At 72.6% G+C, this 23,661-nt stretch carries 14 protein-coding genes (1 of these 14 running past the window's edge); 7 read left to right on the forward strand and 7 right to left on the reverse strand.

The window, feature by feature from the left end; genetic code table 11:
* Positions 1–2,441, reverse strand: the start of a protein-coding gene (locus MYMAC_RS19760) for a non-ribosomal peptide synthetase/type I polyketide synthase (protein ID WP_204816821.1). Its footprint begins 8,908 nt before the window's first position; the window shows 2,441 of its 11,349 coding nt (coding positions 1–2,441); it begins with the start codon at positions 2,439–2,441; the stop codon falls past the left edge of the window.
* Positions 2,434–7,791 (reverse strand): non-ribosomal peptide synthetase, encoded by a 5,358-nt coding sequence (locus MYMAC_RS19765; RefSeq protein ID WP_095959204.1) that lies wholly within the window; start codon positions 7,789–7,791, stop codon positions 2,434–2,436. The genes MYMAC_RS19760 and MYMAC_RS19765 overlap by 8 nt, the downstream gene beginning before the upstream one ends.
* Positions 7,792–8,047: 256 nt before the next feature.
* Between MYMAC_RS19765 and MYMAC_RS19770 the strand changes: the two genes are divergently transcribed.
* On the forward strand, positions 8,048–9,028 hold the full coding sequence (locus MYMAC_RS19770) for an aldo/keto reductase (protein WP_095959205.1): 981 nt from the start codon (positions 8,048–8,050) through the stop codon (positions 9,026–9,028).
* Positions 9,029–9,111: 83 nt separating this feature from the next.
* On the opposite strand, the gene MYMAC_RS19775 is transcribed toward MYMAC_RS19770, so the two are convergent.
* From MYMAC_RS19775 to MYMAC_RS19785, 3 genes are all read right to left on the reverse strand, one after another.
* Positions 9,112–10,350 (reverse strand): DUF4130 domain-containing protein, encoded by a 1,239-nt coding sequence (locus tag MYMAC_RS19775; RefSeq protein ID WP_095959206.1) that lies wholly within the window; start codon positions 10,348–10,350, stop codon positions 9,112–9,114.
* A gap of 69 nt (positions 10,351–10,419) precedes the next feature.
* Entirely contained in the window at positions 10,420–11,388 is a 969-nt protein-coding gene (locus MYMAC_RS19780; protein ID WP_095959207.1) for an FHA domain-containing protein, read from the reverse strand.
* Positions 11,376–12,701 (reverse strand): S1C family serine protease, encoded by a 1,326-nt coding sequence (locus MYMAC_RS19785; RefSeq protein WP_095959208.1) that lies wholly within the window; start codon positions 12,699–12,701, stop codon positions 11,376–11,378. Before MYMAC_RS19785 ends, MYMAC_RS19780 begins: the two co-directional genes overlap by 13 nt.
* A gap of 174 nt (positions 12,702–12,875) precedes the next feature.
* Between MYMAC_RS19785 and MYMAC_RS19790 the strand changes: the two genes are divergently transcribed.
* Positions 12,876–14,279 (forward strand): DUF3943 domain-containing protein, encoded by a 1,404-nt coding sequence (locus MYMAC_RS19790; RefSeq protein WP_095959209.1) that lies wholly within the window; start codon positions 12,876–12,878, stop codon positions 14,277–14,279.
* Positions 14,280–14,291: 12 nt separating this feature from the next.
* Here the strand turns inward: MYMAC_RS19790 and MYMAC_RS19795 are convergent, their stop codons facing one another.
* Positions 14,292–14,969: a hypothetical protein gene (locus MYMAC_RS19795; protein ID WP_095959210.1), complete on the reverse strand. Its 678-nt coding sequence runs from the start codon at positions 14,967–14,969 to the stop codon at positions 14,292–14,294.
* A 225-nt stretch (positions 14,970–15,194) separates the two neighbouring features.
* On the opposite strand from MYMAC_RS19795, the gene MYMAC_RS19800 reads away from it, so the two are divergent.
* A complete protein-coding gene (locus tag MYMAC_RS19800) occupies positions 15,195–16,535 on the forward strand; it encodes a sialidase family protein (RefSeq protein ID WP_095959211.1) in 1,341 nt (446 codons plus the stop codon).
* 51 nt (positions 16,536–16,586) lie between these two features.
* On the opposite strand, the gene MYMAC_RS19805 is transcribed toward MYMAC_RS19800, so the two are convergent.
* The gene (locus MYMAC_RS19805) at positions 16,587–18,251 is read right to left on the reverse strand and encodes a phosphatidylinositol-specific phospholipase C domain-containing protein (protein ID WP_095959212.1); all 1,665 of its coding nucleotides are present in this window, start codon (positions 18,249–18,251) and stop codon (positions 16,587–16,589) included.
* A 710-nt stretch (positions 18,252–18,961) separates the two neighbouring features.
* Here MYMAC_RS19805 and MYMAC_RS19815 point away from each other — a divergent pair.
* The 4 genes from MYMAC_RS19815 to MYMAC_RS19830 all read left to right on the forward strand — a co-directional run bounded on the left by MYMAC_RS19815 (position 18,962) and on the right by MYMAC_RS19830 (position 23,649).
* Positions 18,962–19,444 (forward strand): tetratricopeptide repeat protein, encoded by a 483-nt coding sequence (locus tag MYMAC_RS19815; RefSeq protein WP_095959213.1) that lies wholly within the window; start codon positions 18,962–18,964, stop codon positions 19,442–19,444.
* Between the two features lie 152 nt (positions 19,445–19,596).
* On the forward strand, positions 19,597–20,682 hold the full coding sequence (locus tag MYMAC_RS19820) for a 6-phosphofructokinase (protein ID WP_204816823.1): 1,086 nt from the start codon (positions 19,597–19,599) through the stop codon (positions 20,680–20,682).
* A 16-nt stretch (positions 20,683–20,698) separates the two neighbouring features.
* Entirely contained in the window at positions 20,699–22,642 is a 1,944-nt protein-coding gene (locus MYMAC_RS19825) for a serine/threonine-protein kinase (RefSeq protein WP_095959215.1), read from the forward strand.
* A complete protein-coding gene (locus tag MYMAC_RS19830; RefSeq protein ID WP_095959216.1) occupies positions 22,639–23,649 on the forward strand; it encodes a hypothetical protein in 1,011 nt (336 codons plus the stop codon). The genes MYMAC_RS19825 and MYMAC_RS19830 overlap by 4 nt, the downstream gene beginning before the upstream one ends.
* Positions 23,650–23,661: the final 12 nt, after the last annotated feature.

Below are 23,661 nucleotides of genomic sequence, written 5' to 3' on the forward strand. Positions count from 1 at the left end.
TGGTCCGGGCCCACCTCCAGGAACACGGTGCAGCCGTCCGCCCTCAGCGCCTCCAGCCCATCACCGAAGCGCACGGGCGCGCGCATCTGCCGGAGCCAGTAATCCGGGTCCGTGGCCTCCTCCGCGCGAATCCACGTCCCGGTGACGCTGGACACGTAGGGCCGCTGAGGCGCGGACAGCCGCAGCCCGGCCACCACGCGCCGCAGCTCCGCCATCAGCGGCTCCACCGCCGCCGAGTGGAACGCGTGCGCCGCAGGCAGCCGCAGCACGCCGATGCCCCGGACGGCCAGGTCGCGCTCCAACGCCTCCACGTCCGGCGCGGGCCCGGAGACCACGCACCGGTCCGGCCCGTTCACCGCCGCCAGGGACAGCGCCTCCGTGAGCAGCGGGCGCACCGTCTCTTCCGCGCAGCCCACCGCCGTCATGCTGCCCGGCGGCATCCGCGCCATCAGCCGGCCGCGCGCCGCCACCAGCGCCAGCGCGTCCTCCAAGGGCAGCACCTCCGCGAGGCAGGCCGCCACGTACTCACCGAAGCTGTGCCCCAGGTACGCGCGCGGGCGAACGCCCCAGGCCTCCCATTGGCGCGCCAGGGCGTACTCCACGGCGAAGAGCGCGGGCAGCGCGATGCCCGGGTCGGCCAACGCCTGCCTCGCCGCGTCCTCCGCGCCGGGCGCCGGCGACAACACGCTCCGCACCGAGGCGCCCAGCGCCGCGCCCAGCCCGTCCAGGCAGGACTCCAGGGCCTCCCGGTAGACGGGCTCCGCGGCGTGCAGCTCGCGGCCCATCCCCACCGACTGCGCCCCCTGGCCCGGGAACAGGAAGGCCACGCCCTGCTCGCGCGCGGCCACCACGTTCTCCACGGCCTGGGCCTTCCCCGGCGCGCGCAGCTTCTCCCGCAGCGCCGCGACGTCCGGCGCCACGAAGCTCCGCCGGTGCTCGAAGGCCCGGCGCCCCACGTTGCGCGTGAAGGCCACGTCCGCCAGCGCCACGCCGGCGGGCGCGGCGTCCAGCCACCCGGCCAGCTCCCGCGCCGCGGCGTCCAGGGCCTCTGGCGAGCGGCCCGACAGCGTCACCACCTGCGTGGGCCGGACGCTGGGCGTGGTGGGCTCGGGCAGCGGCGCCTCCTCCAGCACCGCGTGCGCGTTCGTCCCGCCAATGCCGAACGAGCTGACGCCCGCGCGCCGGGGCACCGGCCCTCGCGGCCAGGGCCGCAGCCGATCCACGACGAAGAAGGGGCTGTTGGCGAAGTCGATGGCCGGGTTCGGCCGCTCGAAGTGGAGCGTGGGCGGCAGCTCCTCGTGCGTCAGCGCCAGCGCTGTCTTGATGAGCCCGGCCAGGCCCGCGGCCGTGTCCAGGTGCCCCACGTTCGTCTTCACCGAACCGAGCGCGCAGTAGCCCTTCTGCTCCGTCTGCCGCCGGTAAGCGCGGGTGAGCGCGGCGACTTCGATGGGGTCACCCAGCGCGGTGCCCGTGCCGTGCGCCTCCACGTAGCCGATGTCTCCCGCCTCCAGGCCCGCGAACGCCAGCGCCTCGCCAATGACGTCCGCCTGCCCCTCCACGCTGGGCGCCGTGTAGCCCACCTTCTGGCCACCGTCGTTGTTGATGGAGGAGCCCCGGATGACCGCGTACACCCGGTCACCGTCCCGGCGCGCGTCCTCCAGCGGCTTGAGCACCACCACCGCCACGCCGTTGCCCGGCACCGTCCCCGCCGCGCGCGCGTCGAACGCACGGCAGTGGCCGTCCGGGGACAAGATCATCCCCTCCTGGAACAGGTAGCCCGTGCGCTGCGGCATCGCCAGCCGCACCGCGCCCGCCAGCGCCACGTCCGACTGACGCATCACCAGGCTCTGACAGGCCATGTGCACGGCCACGAGCCCCGTGGAGCACGCGGTGTAGAGGGACAGGCTCTCCCCGCGCAGCCCCAGCTTGAAGGACGCGCGGGTGGCCAGGTTCTCCGCCGAGTTGCTCATCAGCTCGTACAGCGACGCCGGGTCCAGGCTCCCCTGCCCCACCCGCCCCAGGCCGTGCATGGAGGCGCTCGCGCCGGCGTAGAGGGCAATCTTCCCCTCGAACCGCTCCGGGTCCAGCGCCGCGTCCTCCAGGGCCGTCCAGGCACACTCCAGGAACACGCGCTGCTGCGGGTCCATCCACTCGGCCTCGCGCGGGGCCATGCCGAAGAAGGCCGCGTCGAAACCGTCGCCGCCCTCCATTTCCGCGGCCACCGGGACGAAGTCCGGATGGTGGCGCGACGCTTCGGCCATCAGGGGAGACCACTCCAGCGCCTCGGGCGCGAGCCGGACGATGGACTCCACGCCCTCCCGCAGGTTGCGCCAGAACGACTGGACGTCCGCGCTGCCTGGAAAGCGGCCCGCCATGCCGATGATGGCGATGTCATTGCCCGTGCCGCCGGAGTTCTCGCTCAAGGTGTCGTGCTCAGCCATGGCCTCGGGGGTTCCTTCCTCCGCGCCGCTGGAGGGCCTGCCTGCGGGCCTCCGCGCGCGACTGGTGCTTCACGTCGGTGGTGTCGTCCGGCCGCGCCTCGGCTTGCAGCCGCCGGGCGAGCGCGTGGACCGTGGGGTGTTCGAAGAAGTGGGTGATGGGGACTTCGCGCCCCAGCGACTCGCTCAGCCGCGAGCACGCACGCACCACGGACAGGGAGCTGCCGCCCAGGTCGTCTAAGAAGTGGGCATGGACGTCCACGGAGGGGAGCCCCAACGCCTCCGCCCACGCGCGGGCCGCCTGCTCCTCCAGCGGCGTGCGGGGCTTGCCTTCCGCCGACACGGGGAGCGCGGGCTTCGGGAGCGCGCGCGCATCCACCTTGCCCGAGGCCAACAGGGGCAACGCCTCCAACGTCACGAGGTCCACGGGGACCAGGTGCTCCGGCAGCCGTTCCCGCAGCCGCGCGCGCACCTCTCCCGGCGGAAGGACGTCTCCCGGCGGCGGCACGACGTACGCCACCAGCCGGGGCTCCGCGATGGAAGAAGGACGCCACACGGTGACGTGGGCCTGGCGCATGCCGCTCAACTCGCGCAGCGCCGCCTCCACCTCGCCGGGCTCCACGCGGAAGCCCCGCAGCTTCAACTGCGTGTCCGCGCGCCCCAGGAAGTCCAGTTGGCCATCCTCCCGCCAGCGCACGACGTCTCCAGTCCGGTAGAGCCGGGCTCCGGGCTCGTCGCCATGCGGGTCCGGAATGAAGCGCTCGGCGGTGAGGTCCGGCCGGCCCAGGTAGCCGCGGGCCAGGGACGGCCCCCCCACGTAGAGCTCCCCCGCCACGCCCACGGGAACGGGCTGGAGCGCCGCATCGAGCACGTACGCATCGATGTGCGGCAAGGCGTTGCCGATGGCGGCCGGTCCCTCCGTATCGGGCGTGAGACGTGCCCACGTCGCGCACACCGTCACCTCGGTGGGACCGTACGCGTTGAGGAACGTGCGGCCCGCGGCGAAGCGGGCCACGAGGCTCGCGGGACACGGCTCCGCGCCGGCCATGAACAGGGTCAGGTCCGGCAACGGCCCCTCTGGAAGCAGCAGGGCCACGGACGGCGGCAGCATCGCGGCGGTGATGCGTTGCTCCACCAGCAACCGGTACAGCGCGTCCCCCATGGGAGGCGCTCCCGGCGCCACGTGCAGCGCGCTGCCCGAGGACAGGGCCGCCACGTAGTCCGACACCGACATGTCGAAGGCGGGCGAGGCGAACAGGAACACGCGTGAGTCCGGCCCGAGCGGAAGGCCGCTGGCGAAGGACTCGCACAGGTGCGCGACGCCCCGGTGCGTCACCACCACGCCCTTGGGCCGGCCCGTGCTTCCGGACGTGTAACAGACATACGCCGCGCCGTCGGGTGACGCCTCGCCACCTCCGGGCGGTGGCGCCTCCACCTCCACGGCGCCGGCTCCCGAGATTTGCGCTTCCCAGCGCAGCACCGTCACGTCGTCGAGCGGCTCCAGCCGTTGGGCATACCGCTCATGGGCCAGGAGCACGCGAGCGCCCGCGTCCGCCAACGTCCACGTCACCCGGCCCGGAGGATACGCGGGGTCCAGCGGCACCGCGGTGCCCCCCGCCTTGAGGATGGCGAGGAACGCCGCCACCTGCTCGGGGCCGCCGCGCTCCAGCAGCGTGCCGACCCGGACCTCGGGGCCCACGCCCTCGCGCCGCAGCAGCGTGGCCAGCCGGTCGACCCACGCCGCCAGCTCCCGGTAGGTCCACCGCGCCGTGCCCGCGACGAGCGCGGGTGCGTCCGGCGTCTTCGCCGCCCACGACTCCAGCCGCTGAACCAGGCCACCAACCTCCGGCACGCGGGGGCCGCGGCGCCCCCTGCCCCGCGCGAGCAAGGCGCGTCGCTCCTCCGCCTCCAGCCAGGGCAGGTCCACCAGGGGCAGGTCCGGCCGCGCGGCGGCGGCGTCCAGCAAGGCGCCCAGGTGTCGCACCATGCGAGCGGCGGCATGGGTGTCGAAGAGGTCGGCGCAATACTCCAGCCTCGCCACGAAGGCGCCTTCCACCTCCGCCATCACCAGCGAGAGGTCGAAGGCCGCGCCAGGGTGGCGCAAGGGGACGGACTCGACCGACAGCTCGCCCAGGCGGGCCCGCGCACCCGGCGCGCCGACGGCGAACGCGCCCAGGGGTTCGCTTCCAGGACGGCCCGACTGCAGGGCGAACATCGTCTGGAAGACGGGCGCGCGCGAAGGGTCCCTGCGCGGCTGAAGGTGCTCCACGAGCCGCGGGAAGGGCAGCTCCTGGTGGTCCAGCGCGTCCAGCACGGTGCCCCGGACCTGCGTCACCAGGCCGGAGAAGGTCATCGCGCGCGGCAGGTGGGCGCGCAAGGCGACCGGGTTGACGAAGTAGCCCAACTGACGCGACAGGTCCGCGCGAGGGCGCCCGGCGGTGGGCGTGCCCACCATCAGGTCGTCCTGCCCCGAGTAGCGGCGCAGGAACGTCAGGTATCCGGCCAGCAGCACCATGAACGGCGTGGCGCCGTGCGCGCGCGCCAGGGCCTTCAAGCGCGCGGACGTCTCCGGCGACACGGCGAAGGACACGGCGTCGCCACGGAACGACTGGAGCCGGGGTCTCGGCCCCGAGGTGGGCAGCTCCAGCACCGGCAGCTCACCGCCCAGCCGCTCGCGCCACCACGCCTGGAGTGCCTCGGCGCGCGGCCCCGAACACCGCCGCGCGAGCCCCTGAAGCAGCGTGGACGCCAACGGCGGCGCCGGAGGGAGCGGCGGCGGTACGCCCCGCAGCTCCGCGCCGTAGAGCGTCCCCAGCTCTCCGGCCAGCACCTCCAGCGACCAGAAGTCGGTGATCAGGTGGTGCATGGCGAGCAGCAGGACGTCCCCACCCGGCGCCCCCGTGTACAGCCGGACCCGCACCAACGGCCCGTGCTCCAGGTCGAAGGGACGATGCGCCTCTTCGTGGAGGCGCTCGCTCAAGGCGTCGGCCGTCCATGCGGCGGCCTCGGTCCGCTCCAACGCGGGAGGCGTGGTGGCCAGCCGCCGCACCGGCGCCCCCTGCTCCTCCGGGAACGCGGAGGACAACACGGGATGGCGAGCCACCAATTGGGAGAACGCGCGGCCCAGCGCGGCGGCCTCCACCGGCGCGGTGAAGCGCACCGCGTGCGACACCAGGTACGCCGTGCCGCCGGGGGCCATGCGCTGGAGGAACCACAGCGCCTTCTGCCCGTCGGACACGTAGCCCGCGTCATCCTCCTGCGCGCCCGCCTGAGGCGTGGGGCCTGCCTGCGCGCCCTCCGCACGCGCCTGCTCCACCCAGCGCGCCACGTCCCGCAGGCTCGGGCCCTGGAGCAGATACGCGACGGGAGGAGCCACACCCCAGCCCTCCTCCACCGCGTGAAGCACCTCCAGTGCCCGCAGCGAGTCGAGCCCCGCGTGCGTCAGGGGCGCATCCACGTCCAGCGCGGGCGCGGACACGCCCAGCAGCCGCGCCACCCGTTCGTGAAGCGCCGTGAGCACGTCGTCGGGCGCCGTCGCCTTCTCGGGCGCGGCGCCCGACGACGGCGCGGGAGCCACCACCTCCGCGCCGGCCTCCCTCCACGCGAGCACCACGTCCAAGGTGCCCGCCAGGAAGGCGTCCCGGGTGGCGCGCCGCTGGACCTTGCCGCTGGAGGTCTTCGGCAGCGAGCCCGCGGTGATGAGCACCACCGCATGCGTGGACAGGCCGTGCAGGTCGCCCAGCGCCGCGCGGATGCTCGTGACGACCTCCTCCGCCGCCTCCGCGGTGCCCACCCGGGCGGCGACCTCCTGCACGAGCACCAGCCGCTCCTCGCCCGCCACGTCCACGGCGAACGCGGCGCCACAACCGGGCCGCACGCCGGGGTGGCTGCGCTCCGCCGAGTGCTCCAGGTCCTGCGGGTAGAAGTTGCGCCCGCGCAACACCAGCAGGTCCTTCAGCCGGCCGGTGATGAAGACCTCGCCACCGTCGATGACCCCCAGGTCGCCCGTGCGCAGGTAGGGCCCTTCTTCCGAGCCCGCCAGCCGACCGTGGAAGGTCCGCGCCGTCTCCTCGGGCCGCCGCCAGTAGCCGTCCGCGACGCTCGGGCCCTTGACCCAGAGCTCGCCCACGCGGCCCGGCTCGCAAGGACGGCACGTCCGCGGGTCCACCACCCGCACGTCCTGGTCGCCCAGCGACTGCCCGCAGCCGACCAGCACGGTCTCCGCCGCGTCCTGCTCCGGTGCCCGCGCCTCGCCGAGCAGCAGTCCGTCCCGCGCGAAGCGCCGCACCACCGGCGCCTCCGAGCGCGCCCCGCCGGAGACAATCAGCGTCCCCTCCGCCAACCCGTAGCAGGGGTAGAAGGCCTCGCGCCGGAAGCCAGCGGGCGCGAAGGCGTCCGCGAAGCGCTCCAGCGTGTCCGCGCGCACGGGCTCCGCGCCGCAGAACGCCACCTCCCACCGGCTCAAGTCCAGCGCCGCCCGCTGCTCCGGGGTGCTCTTGCGCACGCACAGGTCGAACGCGAAGTTGGGCCCGCCACACACCGTCCCGCCGAAGCGCGACACCGCCTCCAGCCAGCCCATGGGGCGCTGGAGGAAGGACATGGGTGGCAGCAACACCGTGGGGATGTCGCGGAACAACGGCTGGAGCAAGCCGCCGATCAACCCCATGTCGTGATACGGCGGCAGCCAGAGGACGCCCACGGGGTGGGGGCTCGCCTCGAAGCCCCGGGCAATCAGCCACGAGTTGTGCAGGAGGTGACGGTGCCGCAACACCACGCCGCGCGGCGTCCCCGTGGACCCGGAGGTGTACTGGAGGAACGCCACCGTGTCGCCGTCCAGCACGGGCGCGCGCCACGCCTCCGCCTCGCTCGCGGGCACGGCGTCCGTGGCCAGCCAACTCAGGGACCTCAGGTCCGGCGCCCCTTCGGTGAGCGGCTCCACCATGTCCACGATGAACGTCGTCGTCAGCGCCACCCGCGCGCCGCAGTCCGCGATCAGCGCCTGGAGTCGCGGCAGGGTGCGGCCCAGCCGCATCGGGTCCGGTGGATACGCGGGCACCGCCACCACGCCCGCGTAGAGGCACGCCAGGAAGCCCAGGGCGTAGTCGCGGCCCGGCGGATACAGCAGCAGCGCGCGGTCGCCGGGGGCCAGGTGCTTCTGCAGCCGCGCCGCCACGGCGCGCGCGCCCGCATCCAGCTCCGCGTAGCTGAGGGATTGCTCCCCGGCGTCGTCCAGGAATGTGTAGATCCAGTCGCCCGGCTGCGCCGCCGCGCGGGCCCGGCACACATCCACGAACGTGGCATCTTCAGGACAGACGAACTCGGAGGCGGTGTCAGCGCGGGTCGAAAGGTGCATGTCGTGAGTCCCGAGGCTCTGCCTGGAGGCACCCCTCGGAACGACGCATCACGTCCCCACCTGGAAAACGAGGGGCACGCTCCTCACCGGTCCAATCAGCGCCCCTCGGATTCCGAACCTATCTACCGGATTCCAAGTAATCAGAAAAGTCCCACGGCACGTATCGGCCGAAGACGCAGGGCACCACGTACCTTTATTCCCGGAAACAGGGCAAGGCGCGTTGTCATCCACGCTGAACGAATGAGGATTCAACGGAATGAAATACACCAACCTCGGACGCACCGGCCTGCGGGTGTCTCGCCTCGGTCTGGGCTGCATGAGCTACGGCACGCCCACCTGGCGTCCCTGGGTGCTGGATGAAGAGGCCGCGCAGCCCTTCTTCCGCCGGGCGGTGGAGCTGGGCATCAACTTCTTCGACACCGCGGACATGTATTCGCTGGGCGTGAGCGAGGAGGTCACCGGCCGCGCCCTCCGCCGCTACGCGCGGATGGACGAAGTCGTGCTGGCCACCAAGGTCTACTTCCCCATGGGGGACGGGCAGAACATGCGCGGCCTGTCGCGCAAGCACATCGTCCAGGGGTGTGAGGCCAGCCTGAAGCGGCTGGGCGTGGAGGCCATCGACCTCTACCAGATTCACCGGATGGACCCGAACACGCCGCTGGAGGAGACGCTGGCCGCGTTGGATCAGCTCGTGCGCCAGGGCAAGGTGCGCTACCTCGGCGCCTCCTCGGCGTATGCGTGGCGGTTCGCGCGGGCGCTGGGCGTGGCGGACCTGCGCGGCTGGACACGCTTCGTGTCCATGCAGGGGCACTACAACCTCGTGTACCGCGAGGAGGAGCGGGAGATGCTGCCCCTGTGCGAGGCCGAGGGCATCGGCGTCATCCCCTGGTCGCCGCTGGCGCGGGGCCTGCTCGCGGGCTCGCGCAAGTCCCTGAAGGACCGGGACGCCACGGCGCGGGCGAAGTCGGACACGCTGTCCCCCACGCTCTATGACCAGCCGGGGGACTGGGACGTGGTGGAGGCGAACCGGCGCGTGGCGGAGCAGCGCAACGTGCCGCCCGCGCAGACGGCCCTGGCCTGGCTGCTGTCGCGTCCCACGGTGACGGCGCCCATCATCGGCGCCACGAAGCTGGAGCACCTGGAGGACGCCGTGCGCGCGGTGGACCTCAAGCTGACGGCCGAGGAAGTGAAGGCCCTGGAGGCCCCCTACCGGCCTCACGCCGTGCGCGGCCTCTGAGGCCCTGGTGCCGGCACACGGCCCTCCGGCTGTCACGGCGAAAGCACCCCACGCCCCGGCGAGATGCGCCCGGGTCCGAGCCGTCATGGCCCGGCCACGCACCGGGCCCGCGCTTCAGCGGTGAGGCGCTGCCGCAGCCACGCCGCCGCGGACCGGAGATCCGCTTCGAAGTGGATGCGCGCCTCCGCCCGCGCCCGGCCCACGGGGAGCCGCAGCACCGCTTCCGGGGCATACGTGGCCATCCAGCCCTCCGCCCACCGCGTGTCCAGGAGCTGCCCCCGGCTCAGGTGCATGCGGAACCCCACCCCCAGGAAGGCCTGGGCCGCCACCGGCCCCAGCGCGACAATCATCCGCGGCCGGACCTCCGCCACCGCGGCGTCCAGCCCATGGCGGCAGAGGCCCGCCTCCCCCCACGCCAGCGGAGGCGGCCCCACGCGCCGCCAGCGGCATCCGTTTCCGCAGGGCCGCACCACCTGGAGGCTGGAGCGCGCGAGCCCCGCGCGCCCCAACACGACGTCCAGGAGCGCGCCCGCGGGCCCCGAGAAGGACGCCGCCCCGCCGTCCCCGGCGGAGGCCCCCACCAGCAGCAGGGGCGCGCGCGCCACGGCCTCCGGGGGACGCGGGTGGGACGCGGCCCGCGCCACCCGGGCGCGGGCCCACTCCGGCAGCGCCCCGCCTTCCTCGAAGGTGAGCCGCGCCCCATCCCAGTGCGCCCAGGTGTCCGGCGTGAACAGGCTCCAGGTGAAGGCCGGGAAGCGGCGCACGAGGAACGGCGCCACCTCCCGGACGATGCGGTGTTCGGGCCGGTACCACGCGACATGATGTTCACGCCCGTCCCGCCACACCCGGTGGAAGCGCACGGCCGCCATCAGGGCCTGCAGGTCCCGCCGCACCGCCTGCTCCAGCCAGCGCAGCCGGCCCACGTCCGCGTCGTCGTGGCGCTCCAGCAGCGCCGGCTCCCCATGCGTCAGCCGCCACAACACGCGGTACAGCAGCGGCCAGCGCGCCGGCTCCCGGTGGCACACCACCTGCCGCGCCAGGCCCACGAAGTCTTGAGGCACCCGGGACACGGCGCGGCCCCAGGCCTCCCAGCCCGCGGCCTCCCGCCCCAGCTCCCGACGGCCTCGCGTCTCCTCGAAGCGCACCCGCTCCGGAGGTTCCCCCCGCGCCAGCAGCCCCCGCGCCACCACCCGGAAGGACGCCAGGTCCGGCGCCACGAAGACCCGCGTCACCCCGCCGTCCCGCCGCCCATCCTTCCGCGCGACCAGGCTTTGCCGCCACCGGGCACCCACGACAGGCCTCGACTCCTGATGGACGTCCATCCGCGCATTCCTACCTGCCCGGTCTGACATCCCCCTCCCCGCCTGGGGCGTCCTGTCGCCCGCCGGGGCTCACGGCTCGCGAGCCAGCGCGTCCACCTGCTCCTGGACCTCCGCGGAGCCGGCGAAGAAGTCGTCCAGGGGCTCGGTGCCCACCAGCCGGAAGGCCGGCGGCAGCAGGGTCCGGCGGAAGCCCAGCTCCGTGCTGAAGGACTCATTGCCCAGCCACTCATCCGCCCGCGACAGGGCGCCGAACGACAGCGTGACGACGGCGATGACGCGCATCAGCCGCCCCGGCTCCCAGCGCGTCACGTAGCGCAGGTGCCAGTAGAGGCCCCAGGCCATCAGCGCCAGGAAGGCGGCGTGGTGGGCCCAGGACAGGCTGCCGCTCACGCCCAGGCTGAAGCCCACCAGCGTCAGCAGCGGCTGCATGACGACGGAGCCCAGCAGCACCAACGCGGCCACGGTGGCGTGCGTGCGGTAGTGGAACTGGCGCCGGGCGATGCGGCTCGCCACCGCCCAGCCTCCCGCCCACAGGAAGGTGATGCCCAGGGGCACGATCAGCGCCACCGTCAGCTCGCCCCAGTCGGTGCGCCCGTAGTTGGCCAGGTAGCCCTCCAGCAGGCTCGCGCCCAGCAGCGCCTGGAGGGCCAGGGAGAAGTAACGGGGCTGCTCGAAGACGCGCGGCCGGGGCGCGGTGGGCGCCGCCGCGATGAGCGTCTTCTCCACCGGGTGGATCCGCGCGCGGAAGCGCAGCACCGTGTCCCCCACCGACACGCGGGTGTCCGGCGCCAGCTCCAGCTCGGCGAGCTGCGCCCAGGGCTCCATGCGGTAGGTGCCGTTCTGGCTGCCCACGTCGCGCAGCACCAGCGCGCCGTCCTCGCGGCGCTCGACGCGCAGGTGCTCGGCGGAGACCTTGGGGTCGTCGAGGATGACGTCGTTGGCGTAGCCGCGGCCGACGTTGACGGGGAAGCGCTCCAGCCGGTGGCGGGCCTGGACGGCGTCCCCCTCCAGCACCTCCAGGAAGATCACTTCGTCCACGACAGCGCCTCCAGGTAGCGGCGCGCCAGCTCGCGGCCGTTGTCCGCGGTGAACCCCGCCAGCGTGAGCGACGTGTCCACGCCGCTGGTGCTGGCGTTCAGCGTGGCCGCGCGCAGCACCAGGTCGTAGAGGCCGGGGAACTTCCGGTACGCGCGCATGCACAGCGCGGCGCGGACCGGCAGGCCCGCCACGTCCACGAACTCCGACTGGCAGCGGTAGTTGGTGACGTCCTGCCGCGTGGCCTCCACCGCGTCCGGGTCCTGGGAGTAGAGCGCGCTGTACAGCGAGGCGAAGCGCAGCGCGCCCAGCTTCTGGCTGGTGGCGTGCTGATGCAGGAAGGCCACCACGCCCGTCCGGTGGCGCGAGGACACGAAGATGTCCTCCTCAGACGAGCACTGGTAGTTCGTCACCGTGTACGGCACCTCGGGGTCGTGGGGCGTGTCTCCCCAGCACTTGAGGAACGAGCCCCAGCGCCCGGGCACGCGGTAGCTGCCCAGGGCCTGCCGCGGCACGGGCTCGCCCAGCAGCCGCTCCGTGACGCGCTGCTGGTTGTCCAGGAGCTGCGCGCGCACCGTGTCCAGCAGGGCCTGCGCGCCCCGGTCCTTCGCCTCCAGCGCGCGGGCCAGCAGCTCCCGCGCGTGCTTCACCGGCACCAGGAAGCCCACCTGGTTGCCCATGGTGGCCACGTTGACGCCCACCACGCGGCCCTCGCCCGTGAGCGTGGGCCCGCCGCTCATGCCGGGGTTGATGGCGCCGCTGAAGTGCAGCCGCTCGTAGAGCGCATCATGGATGAAGCCGTTGTACGTCCCCTCCACGATGGTGGTGCCCAGGTCGCGCGGATTGCCCATGGCGAACAGGCGCGCGCCCTGCGGCGGCTCGCGGTCCTCCAGGACGAAGAAGCTCTGCACCGGGGTGGCGGTCTGGATGACGGCCAGGTCGTGCACCACGTCCACGTCCACCAGGCGCACCGGCACGGGCTCGCCCGCGCCCTTCAGCACCAGCTCCGCCTTGTAGTCCTCCGGGTGGATGACCACGTCGGAGATGACGTGGTAGTTCGTCACCGCGTGCCCGGCGGCCGACACGAAGAAGGCCGACCCGATGGACGAACGCGTGCCGGAGCGCCGCTCGATGATGCGCACCTGGGCGACCTGTCCCTCGATGCGCTGGAACAGCTCGTGCGTGGCGGGCGGCAGGGCCCCCAGGGGCACGGTGGGCGGCGGAGCTTCGGGGGCACCAGGAGCCGGAGGCGGGCTCGGCTCCGCCGGAGCCACCGGCGACTGCGCGAGCACCGCTGCGAGGATGAAGGCGAACATGGATGCGGCGCACCCTACCCCAGCGCGCCCTCCGAGGGACGAATGGCCTCATGCCATCCGCCAGGCGGCCGGCCAGGCGGTCCGTCCACCCACGGACGCGGGCCTGCGCCGCCGGTCCATGGCCGGGCCACGCAGGGGGTCCGCATCTTGGCCTTCCGGGTGGGGGAAGCCAGCATGCATCACAGCCAGTGGTGCGGCGGGCGCGGGCAGGCGGCGCGATGGCGGAAGGCGGCGCTGCTCCTGTCCCTGCTGCCCTCGCTCGCCTGGACGAACGACCTTCCCGCGGACGCCCCCCTCGCCCGGGATGAAGACGAGGACGCCGCGCCCCCACCCCGGCCCCGCCAGTTCGGGTGGGCCCTGGCGGAGGTGACGGCCATCAACCTCGCGGTGTGGGGCTTCGACCGCTATGTGCTGAACAAGGACTTCGCCCGGGTCGGCCTGGACGCGTGGCGGACGAACCTCCGGACGGGGTTCGTCTGGGACCAGGACGATTTCAGCACCAACCAGTTCGCGCACCCCTACCACGGCAGCACGTACTTCAACGCCGCCCGGGACCACGGCTTCGGTTACTGGGGCGCCCTGGGCTTCACCCTGGTGGGCAGCGTCCAATGGGAGCTGTTCGCAGAGAACCACCTGCCCTCCTTCAACGACCTCATCAACACCACGGTGGGTGGGTGGGCCCAGGGGGAGGTCATCTACCGGCTGTCCTCCATGATGCTGGACCAGCGCGCCACGGGCACCGAGCGCGCCGCCCGCGAGGTCACCGCGGGGCTGCTCAACCCCGTCCGCGGCTTCAACCGGGTGGTGCGCGGGGACGCCTGGCGCAGCGCGCCCAACCCGAAGGACTGGCAGCCGCCGGTGTTCGCCTCCCTGGCGCGCGCGGGCTACCTGAACATCGACGCGGGCCCTCCGCTGAACCAGTTCTTCGCCGAGCTGGACCTGCGCTACGGCGATGCCCTGCGCTTCCCGGTGGACGCGCCCTTCGACGCCTTCAACCTGGGCGTGCAGTTCACCACCGGCGAGGGCCGCCTCATCAGCCGCGCGGAAATCAGGGGCGCGCTGGCCATGCTCCCGCTGGAGAACGGCGGGAACGAGCGCGTGCTGCTCGGCGCATTCCAGCACTTCGACTACAACGACACGCAGGCCTACGAGCTGGGCGGCCAGTCGATTGGCGCGGGGCTCATGTACCGCTACCTGGCGCCGCGGGGGCGGGAGCTGCGCCTGGCGCTCCATCTGCGCGGCGTGGTGCTGGCGGGCATCACCTCCGAATACGCGGAGCGGGCGGGCCGCGACTACGACTACGGCCCGGGCCTGGCCTTCTCCTTCGACGTCTCCTACGGACGCTGGCCCTGGGAGTACCTCAAGCTGCAGGCGGGCACGACGTGGCTGCACACGCTCAACGGGGCGGACGGCAACCACCTGGTCCACGAGGGCACCCTGCTGCTGGACGTGCCGCTGTTCGCCAACGTGGGCCTGGGCGCCAGCTTCACCTTCTTCGAGCGCAACAGCTTCTTCCGGGACTTCGACACCGTCTCTCGCGGCATCCCGCAGGCCCGGGTGTTCCTCTCCGTGCACTGAGGGTTGACGCGGCTACGGCGCGGGTTGCCCCGCCGCGTGACGCTGCCGCCGCCTGCGCCACGCCGTGTACGAGGCGACCAGCGCGCCGGCCAGGGTCCCCGCCAGCGCGCCCAGCACGCGGCGCGGCACCGGGCCCCCCGCGTTCGACGGTTCGTGGCGGAAGGTCTCCAGCGAGGCACGCACCTGCGGCGCCAGCGCCTGCCAGCGCACCGCCGGGGCGCTGACCATCACCACGGCGTGCTCACCCTCCGAGGCCAGGCCCGAGATGAGCACCGTGCGCACCTGCCCCGCCTCCCGCAGCGTGCCCAGCACCTCCACGCGAGGCGTCACCCCGCCCACGCGCTCCACGCGCTCCGCCACCAGCGCGAGCCCCAGCTCCCGCTGGTAATGCTGCATCACCGCCGAGGCGAACTCCTCCCGGTCGGACGGGCTCGCGCTGAAGCTCCGGCCCACCACGGAGACGAGGAAGGTGGCGGCGTCCGGGCCATCGCCGTCGGTGAGCGCGGCCGACAGCGCGCGCGGCGCGTCCGGCTCCAACGCCACCGCGCCCACGCGCGAGCCGGCGTACTGCTCCCACCGGACCATGTGGAAGCCTTCCGGCGGACGGAAGGAATAGCCGTCCCGGCGCAGCTCCGTGCCGAGCCCGCCTGTCAGCGTCAGCAGTCCGGCGGCCAGGAAGGTGGCGTGCATGGGGCCATCATAAGCGCCCGGGCACCTCCACGTTGGAGCCTTCCGCGCGCCGTCCGGGCCGGGATGCGTCCTGGACCCCGGCCAACGCCCGGTTCGGTACCGGCGCTCGGTTCACGGGGCGTCGCCTTGTCCGCCAGCACCCTGCGGACGGCGCCCGCGAGCAATGACACGGCCCGCCGCCGACGCGTATTCCTCCTCCCCATCCACGGTGGGGCGGGGGGACACATGGTGAGCCTGACGGACCTGACGAGCCGGCGGCGCTGGGGCTGGCTGCTGGGAGCGCTGCTGGTGTCCTGGAGCGCGGCAGCGCAGGTCCCCAAAACCCGCTTCGAGGAGTCGTTCGGGCCCGCGCTGAACCTGAGCGGGACCCCCACCTTCAACTTCGAGTTCCAGACGGCGGTCTCCGGGAGCAATGTCTACGTCGTGTGGAGTGACACATCGTCCGTCGACGTCACCCACGTGTACCTGCGCCGGAGTGATGACCAGGGGAGGTCCTTCGAGCCGCCCCAGCGCCTGAGCAGCGGCGTCACCCCGGCCTACCTGCCCACCGTCGTCGCGGAGGGAAGCAAGGTCTACGTCGCCTGGCGGGAGCAGGGCATCCGGTTCCGCGCCAGCCACGACAACGGCGAGACGTTCGAGCCGGCCCAGTTGCTGGCGCCCCACGGCCTGTCTCCGCGGCTCGCGGCGGAGAACAGCGACGTGTACGTGACGTGGACTGTGCCCACGGGTACGCGGACGGCGAACCAGCACCTCCGGGCCAGCCATGACAAGGGCCTGAGCTTCGGCCCCGCCGTGATGATGGATGACGGCCACGGTGTCGGCGTGACGGAGCTGGTCGCGTCGAACAATCGCGTCTACCTGGTGGGGGACGACGTGGGCGTGGACGACCGGCCGGACGTCTATGTCCGCTCCAGTCCGCATGAGGGCGTCGCCTTCCTGCCGCGGCTCAACCTCAGCGCCGAGCGCGGGCCGAGCCAACCGTCCCTGCTGGCGCGCATCGCGGTGAAGGACCAGAAGGTCCACGTCGTGTGGGAGGAGTGTGACGACCTCTTCCCCACCGCGTGCGCCATCCTCTACCGCCGCAGCACGGACCGCGCCGCCAGCTTCGGGCCCATCCAGAACTTGAGCGAGGGCCGGGGCCTCGCGCTCGCTCCGGACCTGGAGCTCTCCGGCCAGCACGTCTTCGTGGCCTGGCAGGACAACCGCGCTGGCCACTTCGACATCGTCCTCCGCGTCAGCAGCGACCACGGCGGCACGTTCTCCGCTACGCGGAACCTGAGCAACACCCCGGGGGACTCCGGCGCCGTCAGCCTGGCCGCCGCGAACGCCATCCTGCGCGTCGTCTGGGAGGACACCACCTCGGGCGCGACGGACATCTACTACCGGGCCAGCGGTGACCTGGGGGCGTCGTTCACCCCCATCCAGAACCTGAGCAACAGCCCCACCCGCTCCACCGCGCCGCGAATCATCACGTCCAACAGCGGCACCTTCGGGTACGTGGGCTGGCTGGAGGACCTGTCCTTCGAGAACACCGACGTCTTCTTCCGCCGCGCCGAGGCGCGGTAGGCGACGCGCTCCACAACGCGGGAGCGCGCCACCGTGAAGGCCCCGGCGCGGCTACCGCAGCCCCGTCCGGGTGACGACGACGGAGGTCACCTTGTCGTGCCAGGAGCCCCCTGGCATCGCGTTGACGTCCCCCACGCTCTGGGACGTGCTGAAGCAGCGGCCCGTGTAGTCCTGATGCTCGCACATCGTCGTCTGATACGGCCCGAGGATGGTGATGGAGCTCAGCATGTCGTTGAACCCCCAGCCGACCAGCGAGGCCACGTTGCCGTCGAGCCGGATGAGGTTGCCCTCGTGGTTCGAGTGCTCGTGGAGATAGACGCCGTCCGAGGCGGAGTGTCCCTGGACCGCGTACGTGAAGTCCCCTGACGACAGGTGCGCGCCCCGGCCGTAGTCCGAGTACGCCCAGTTGCTCAGCCCGCCCGGCGCCTGCTTCACCACCACGGACCAGCGCTGGAACGGGAAGCGGGCGCTCAGCCGGCCATGCAGCGTGACGGCCCGCTCCGCCGCGTTTCCAGACAGGCTCCGGACCTGCCCGCTCACGTAGTCCGTCAGGTAGCTCCTGCCCACCACGCTCGTCACCGAGCGCGTCAGGTACGCGATGTGCGTGTAATCATCCATGGCGTCGGACTGGTAGAAGTTCCCCTGGTGGGAAATCCAGGCGCCCCAGGACCGCTTCAGCGCCAGGACGTGCCAGCTCCGGCCGGGCGCGGCGTTGTGGAGGAAGTTCCGGATGCCATGCCAGCGCTGCTCGGCATTGCCGCCCACCGTGTACGCGGTGTTCCTGAAGATGACCTCGAAGTCCGCCGGCAGCCACGTCGTTGACGACAGGAGGCGGAAGTTGAGCGCCAGGATGGCGTCAATCAGCCCCGCGCCAGGGAAATCCATGAAGAGGATGCCCGCCCGCTGGACCTGCCCCGCCACCAGGTGGTCGATGGCGTAGTCATTCACGCCGCGCACGCCCATCCCGCCGCCCGCCACCGTGAAGGGGTGCGCGAACGCGGACGCGCCGCTGAGGAAGTTGACGAACAGCGTGGACGGCGAGCCCGTGTTGGTGCGCGTCAGGTGCCCGCGGACCTTGTCCCACTTGCCCGCGATGTCGAAGATGGAGGACACCGTCCAGTCGTCCTGCAGGTCCAGGCCGCCCCACGGGATGCCATAGGTGCCACCGGCGAAGTCATCCAGGATGACGATCTTCCCGCGCACCTCCCGCAGCGTGGGCACGTGCCGGCCGGTCCAGAGATAGGGCTGGTAGGCCGGGTTGTTCCGGTACGCCTCGTACGTCGCGGCGAAGCTGCGCGTGACGTTCTCCTCGGTGTGCTCCTTCTTCACGCGCATCACCAGCGTCTCGCTGGGGTTCGCGTTCAGGAACTGGATGGAGGTGCGCAGGACGTCGTCGAAGTTGACGTGCAGGTAGACGACGCCGTGGTGGATGGTGAAGCTGTCCGCGATGTGCCGGCAGCGGATGTCCAGCGCGCGGATGCCCGCGTCGAGTTGCTTGCGCAGCGCCAACGACTGCGTCTGCGTCAGGGAGCCGCCGTAGGACTGGTACGCCATGGTGTCGTGCGTCCCCGGCAGCGACAGGGCCGCGAGGCTCGTCGAGTCCGGAACCCAGCTCATCCAGTTGGGATGGTGCGTCTGGATGCTGCCGGAATCGTTGTAGTAGCGCCCGGCCGCGAACGCGGAAGGAGTGACGGCGACGAGGCCCAGGACGAGCATCGCCACCGCGTGACGGAGGCGTGAGGAAGAAAGCAACCTGTCTGACATGGCAGCCTTTCGGGGAGGTGCTGCGATGGGGGTGAGGCGGCCCCAGACAATACTCTTCCATGACAATTCAGAAATCCCCGCAAGGCCCTGATGCAGGCGGCCTGGCGCGCCCCGGGCAATCGGCGGTGGGCCGTGCGTCCCCCCATCAAAGGCAGACGCCGGGCGCACCCCGGCCCGGCGTCCGCCCTTGGGTCACATCGGGTGACGCGACACCGGGCGGCTACTGCCGCGCCGGCGCGGTCGCGTCCACGATGGGGCAGTTGTTCATGCACTCGGTGTGGCGACAGAAGCAGGTCGCCACGGTGCCACCCGCCCGGAGGCACGGGTCGAGCCGCGTGTCGCAAGCCGTCTCACAGACACCGGCATGTATCACTCCAGGAAAGCCAGAGGCGCCGCGCGTCTGGCTTGATTCAAGACAGACACCCTCGCGCGGTGACACTCCGGGTGTCACACCACGCGCGATGCGTCTCATCCGGGCCCGGACGCCGAGCCGAAGACGCCGGCGACGCACCGAAGGTCCGCCACCGGCCGCCGCGCTACAGAGGGTGGGTGCCCGGCACCCCGAGACGCCGCGCGGTCACCTGGAATCCACGGCTTCAAGTGACGCAACCGTGCGTGTTCGTTGTGACATCCCCGCGCGGCGCGGGTAACCTGCCGGAGAGATGAACCCCGCCGCCAGGGCCGACATGGAGTCACGTGCCGATCGCGCCCTGCGCCGCGGCGAGCTCACCGAAGCGCTCGGGCTCTACGAGTCGCTCGTGCGGGCCTTCCCGGCGGACGCGGCCCTGGCCGTCAAGCTCGCCAACGCGCGCGAGCTGCTCCAACCCGCGGAGCTGGAAGTCATCCAGGCCGCCCGCGCCACGGCCAGCATCCCCCTCCCCGTGGGCCCCTCCTCCCCCGTCCAGGAAGGCGAGCGCCTCTTCGCGCTGGGCGACTATGCGGGCGCCGCCGCGTGCTACCGGCGCGCCGTCCAGGAACGCCCGGACAGCGAGCTGCTCAAGGAGCGGCTGATCGAACTCTATGGGCTCGCGAAGGCCATGCCCCTACAGTCACCGACAGACAGGGCCCTCCCCGACAAGGCGGAGCCTCGCCTCCAGGCCCTGCTCGACAGGGTGGCGTCGCGCCGCCGCCTGAAGCGGGACTGAGGGAAGGGCCCGTTTCCACTCGCGAATCCGCCCCCGCTGGTGATTCGCGCGTTGCACCCCCTGGGGGCCCCCCCTACAATCAGGTCCGACGTTTCTGTCATGGTGCAGCACCCTCCCTCTGACACCCGCGTCCGACCTGTATGACTCGTCCCATGAGACTCGGAGTCCTGACCGGTGGCGGAGACTGCCCCGGCCTCAACGCCCTCATTCGCGGCCTCGTGAAGCGGGGCACGCACGAGTTCGGCCACGAGTTCGTGGGCATCGAGAACGGCTACATGGGGCTGGTGGAGCCAGGGCTCGCACGCCCGCTCACCGAGGACGACACGCGCGGCATCCTCCCCAAGGGCGGCACCATCCTGGGCACGTCGAACAAGGCGAACCCGTTCGCCTACGCGACCCATGAGGACGGGCACTGGGTGGAGCGCGACGTGTCCGACCAGGTCCTGCGCCGCTGCGAGGAGCTGGGCCTGGACGGGCTCATCGCCGTGGGTGGCGACGGGACGCTCTCCATCGCCCACCGGCTGGTGGAGAAGGGCCTCAAGGTGGTCGGCTGTCCGAAGACCATCGACAACGACTTGTCGGGGACGGATCAGACCTTCGGCTTCGACACCGCGCGGCTCATCGTCACCGAGGCGCTCGACCGGCTGCACTCCACCGCCGAGGCGCATGACCGGGTGATGGTGGTGGAGATCATGGGCCGCCACGCCGGCTTCCTCACGCTGGAGAGCGGCATCGCCGGGGGCGCGGACGTCATCCTGATTCCAGAGATTCCGTACCGGGTGGACGCCGTGGTGGAGAAGCTCCGCCGCCGCTCCACCCGCCGCCGCAGCTTCTCCATCATCGCCATCTCCGAGGGCGCGTTCCCCCAGGGGGGCGAGCTGGCCGTGCTGGACGCGGCGGAGGCCATTCCGGGCCGGGGCGTGGTGCGGCTCGGCGGCTCGGGCAAGGTGCTGGCGGACCTGCTGGCCCGTCACGTCGAGGCGGAGATCCGCGTCACGGTGCTGGGCCACCTGCAGCGCGGCGGCAGCCCCAGCGCGGCGGACCGGGTGCTGGCCACCCGCTACGGCTGCAAGGTGCTGGACCTGGTGAGCGCGGGCCAGTGGGACCACATGGTGGCCCTGCGCGCGGGAGAAATCATCGCGGTCCCCTTGAGCGAGTCGCGCAAGGAGCGCCGGGTGGATCCGGCGGGTGAGCTGGTGCGCTTCACCAAGAGCATGGGCATCAGCTTCGGGGACTGAGGGATTACCGCACGCCATGACGACGCTCGTCGGCCGCCATATCGGTCGCTACCGCATCCTCGAGCAGCTTGGCTCGGGGGGCATGAGCGTCGTGTACAAGGGGCTGGACACCGCCCTGGACCGTGAAGTCGCGGTGAAGGTGCTGCACCCGCACCTGGCCGGCAAGGACGAGTCGCGCCGGCGGCTGGCCCGCGAGGCCCGCGCGGTGGCCAAGCTGCACCACCCCAACATCCTGGAGGTCTTCGACTTCTCCGCCGCGGACGCCCAGGACGCGTTCATCGTCACCGAGTACATCCGCGGCCAGACGCTGAAGACGTTCCTGGACGAGGGGCCCATGGATCCGCCGGAGCTGGCGGCCATGGTCATCCACGAGCTGGCCGCGGCGCTGGCGCACGCGCACGAGGCCGGCGTCATCCACCGCGACCTCAAGCCGGAGAACGTCATGGTGCGCGAGGACGGCGTCCTCAAGCTCATGGACTTCGGCATCGCGCGGCTGATGGACATCGAGGAGCGGATGACCGTCACCGGCACGCTGGTGGGCTCGCCGGCGCACATGGCCCCGGAGATCATCGAAGGCCTGGAGGCGGGCCCCACCGCGGACGTCTTCAGCGTGGGCATCATGTTCTACGCGGCGATGACGGGCCGGCTGCCCTTCAGCGCGCCCAACACCACCGCCACGCTCAAGCGCATCCTGGACGGCGACTACGAGGACCCGCGCCGCCGCGTGCCCGCGCTGTCGGACGCGCTGGCGGACATCTGCGCCACCTGCCTGCAGCGCGACCCGCAGCGGCGCTACCCGGACGCGGCCCGGCTGCGCGACGCGCTGGCGGACCACCTGGCGGGCCTGGGCTTCGCCCGCGTGGGCGAGGAGCTGGTGTCCTTCTTCGCGGACCCGGCGTCGTACCGGAAGCTGGCCCGGCGGCGCATCGTCGCCACGCTGCTGGAGCGCAGCGAGCGGCAGGTCGCGGAGAAGCGCGCGCCGCGCGCCCTGGCCAGCCTCAACCAGGTGCTGGCGCTGGACGCCACCAACGCGCGGGCGCTCGCGCTGCTCAAGGGCATCCAGCGCGCCCAGCGCATCAAGACGTGGCGCCGCCGGGGCCTGCGCCTGGGCGTGGGCGTGGCCGCCGCGGGGCTCCTGGGCCTGGGCGGCTGGAAGGCGCGCCACGCGAACGACGCCGAGGCCACGCCCTCCCCCGTCACCACCGCGCCCGGGGGCGCCGCGGCCACGCCCCCCGCGCCGGACGTCCCCGCCGGAATCGTCCCCACCCCGCCGCCCGGCGACGGCGCGCCGGCCGCGGGCGGGAAGGAGCTGGCCGGACGGCCTGGCACGCCGCAGCCGCCCCGTCCCGCGGCGCCGGGCGCGCGCCCCGCGAAGAGCGCCACGCCGCCGGGGGCGCTGGCGCCTCGGACGGAGAGCGCGCCCGCGGTGGGCGGCGCCGTCCGCGCGGGCGCGGCGCGGCCCTCCGCCGAGGACGAGGAGTCACCTCGCAAGCCCCTGGTGCGCAAGCTGCCGGTGTCCATCCTGGTGCGCCCGTACGGCAGCATCCGCGTGGATGACGGCGCCATCAGCAGCCAGCCGCTCCAGAAGCACGACGTGGAGGTGACGCCGGGCCGCCGCACCGTCACCATCTCCTGCGACTACTGCGAGGACGTGGTGGACACCATCGACGTGCAGCCCGGCGGCGACAACGTCTTCCACCTGCGCGCGCAGCCCAAGGCGTCCCGCCTGTCGGTGGACTTCGAGCCCGCGGGCGCCCAGGTGCGCGTGGGCGACCAGCTCCGCTCCGCGGCGGAGAGCGTGAAGGACCCCTTCGAAATCCGTTCCCCACGAGGCCCCGCGGGCTTCCAGCACACCGTGGTGGTGGAGATCTCCCACCCGGGCTACGTGCCGGAGCGCCGCGTGGTGCACCTGCGGCCCGGCGACCCCACCACGCTGCGCGGGAGCCTCCGCCCCGAATGAGCCGCTGCCTCCCGCTCCTTTTCACGGCGCTGATGCTGCTCGCTCCGGCCGCCACCGTGGCCCAGGACGCCGGGGACCCGGAGGTCGCCGCGCTGCGCGCCAGCTTCGAGTACGGCAAGTACGCGGAGGTGCTGGATCGCGCGGGCTCGCGCATCGACCGGGGCGGCCTGGACGAGGACGACCTGGTGGAGCTGCACAAGCTCGCGGGCCTGGCCGCCTTCAACCTGGGACGCACCGATGACGCCCACCGGCACCTGCGCGCCCTGCTCCGGTTGGACCCCGACTTCAGCCTGGACCCCTTCGTCGTCCCGCCGCCCGCGGTGGCCTTCTTCGACACGCTCAAGGCGGAGATGGACACGGAGCTGGACTTCCTGCGCCAGGAGCGGCGCCTGCGCCAGGAGCGCGAGAAGGCGGAGGCCGAGCGCCGCGAGCGCGAGCGCCTGGAGGCCGAGGTGCAGCGCCGCCGCGCCGAGGAGCTGGCGTCCCAGGTGACGGTGCGCACGGTGGAGAAGCGCAACTTCCTGGTCAACTTCGTGCCCTTCGGCGCCGGCCAGTTCCAGCAGGGCCGCACCAGCCTGGGCATCGTCTTCGCCGCCACCGAGGGGGTGCTGGCGGTGACGAGCATCATCTCCTTCTTCGCGTACGAGGGCCTGTTCGAGGAGCGCACCATCGACCTGGACAACGTCCTGGACCCGGACGGCCGGGCCTCCGTCACGGTGCGCTACATCCCCACCAACCGGGCCCAGCAGCGCGACACGTGGCAGTTGATGAAGCTGTCGTCGGCCGCGGGCTTCTACGCCATCTACGCCGCGGGCGTGGTGGACGCGCTCCTCCACCACGAGGACCAGGTGGTGCGCAGCACGGTGGAGCCGCGCGCCGAACCGCCCGCGGACGCGTCCGCTCGTCCCACCACCTCCGCCCGCGCGACGGCACCGAAGACGTACACGCGCGTGGGCCTCTACCCGACCCCCGGCGGACTCGGCGCCGGTCTCACCCTCTCCTTCTGACGGAGATTCCCT

The organism is Corallococcus macrosporus DSM 14697 (genome assembly GCF_002305895.1).
Classification (GTDB): Bacteria; Myxococcota; Myxococcia; order Myxococcales; family Myxococcaceae; genus Myxococcus; species Myxococcus macrosporus.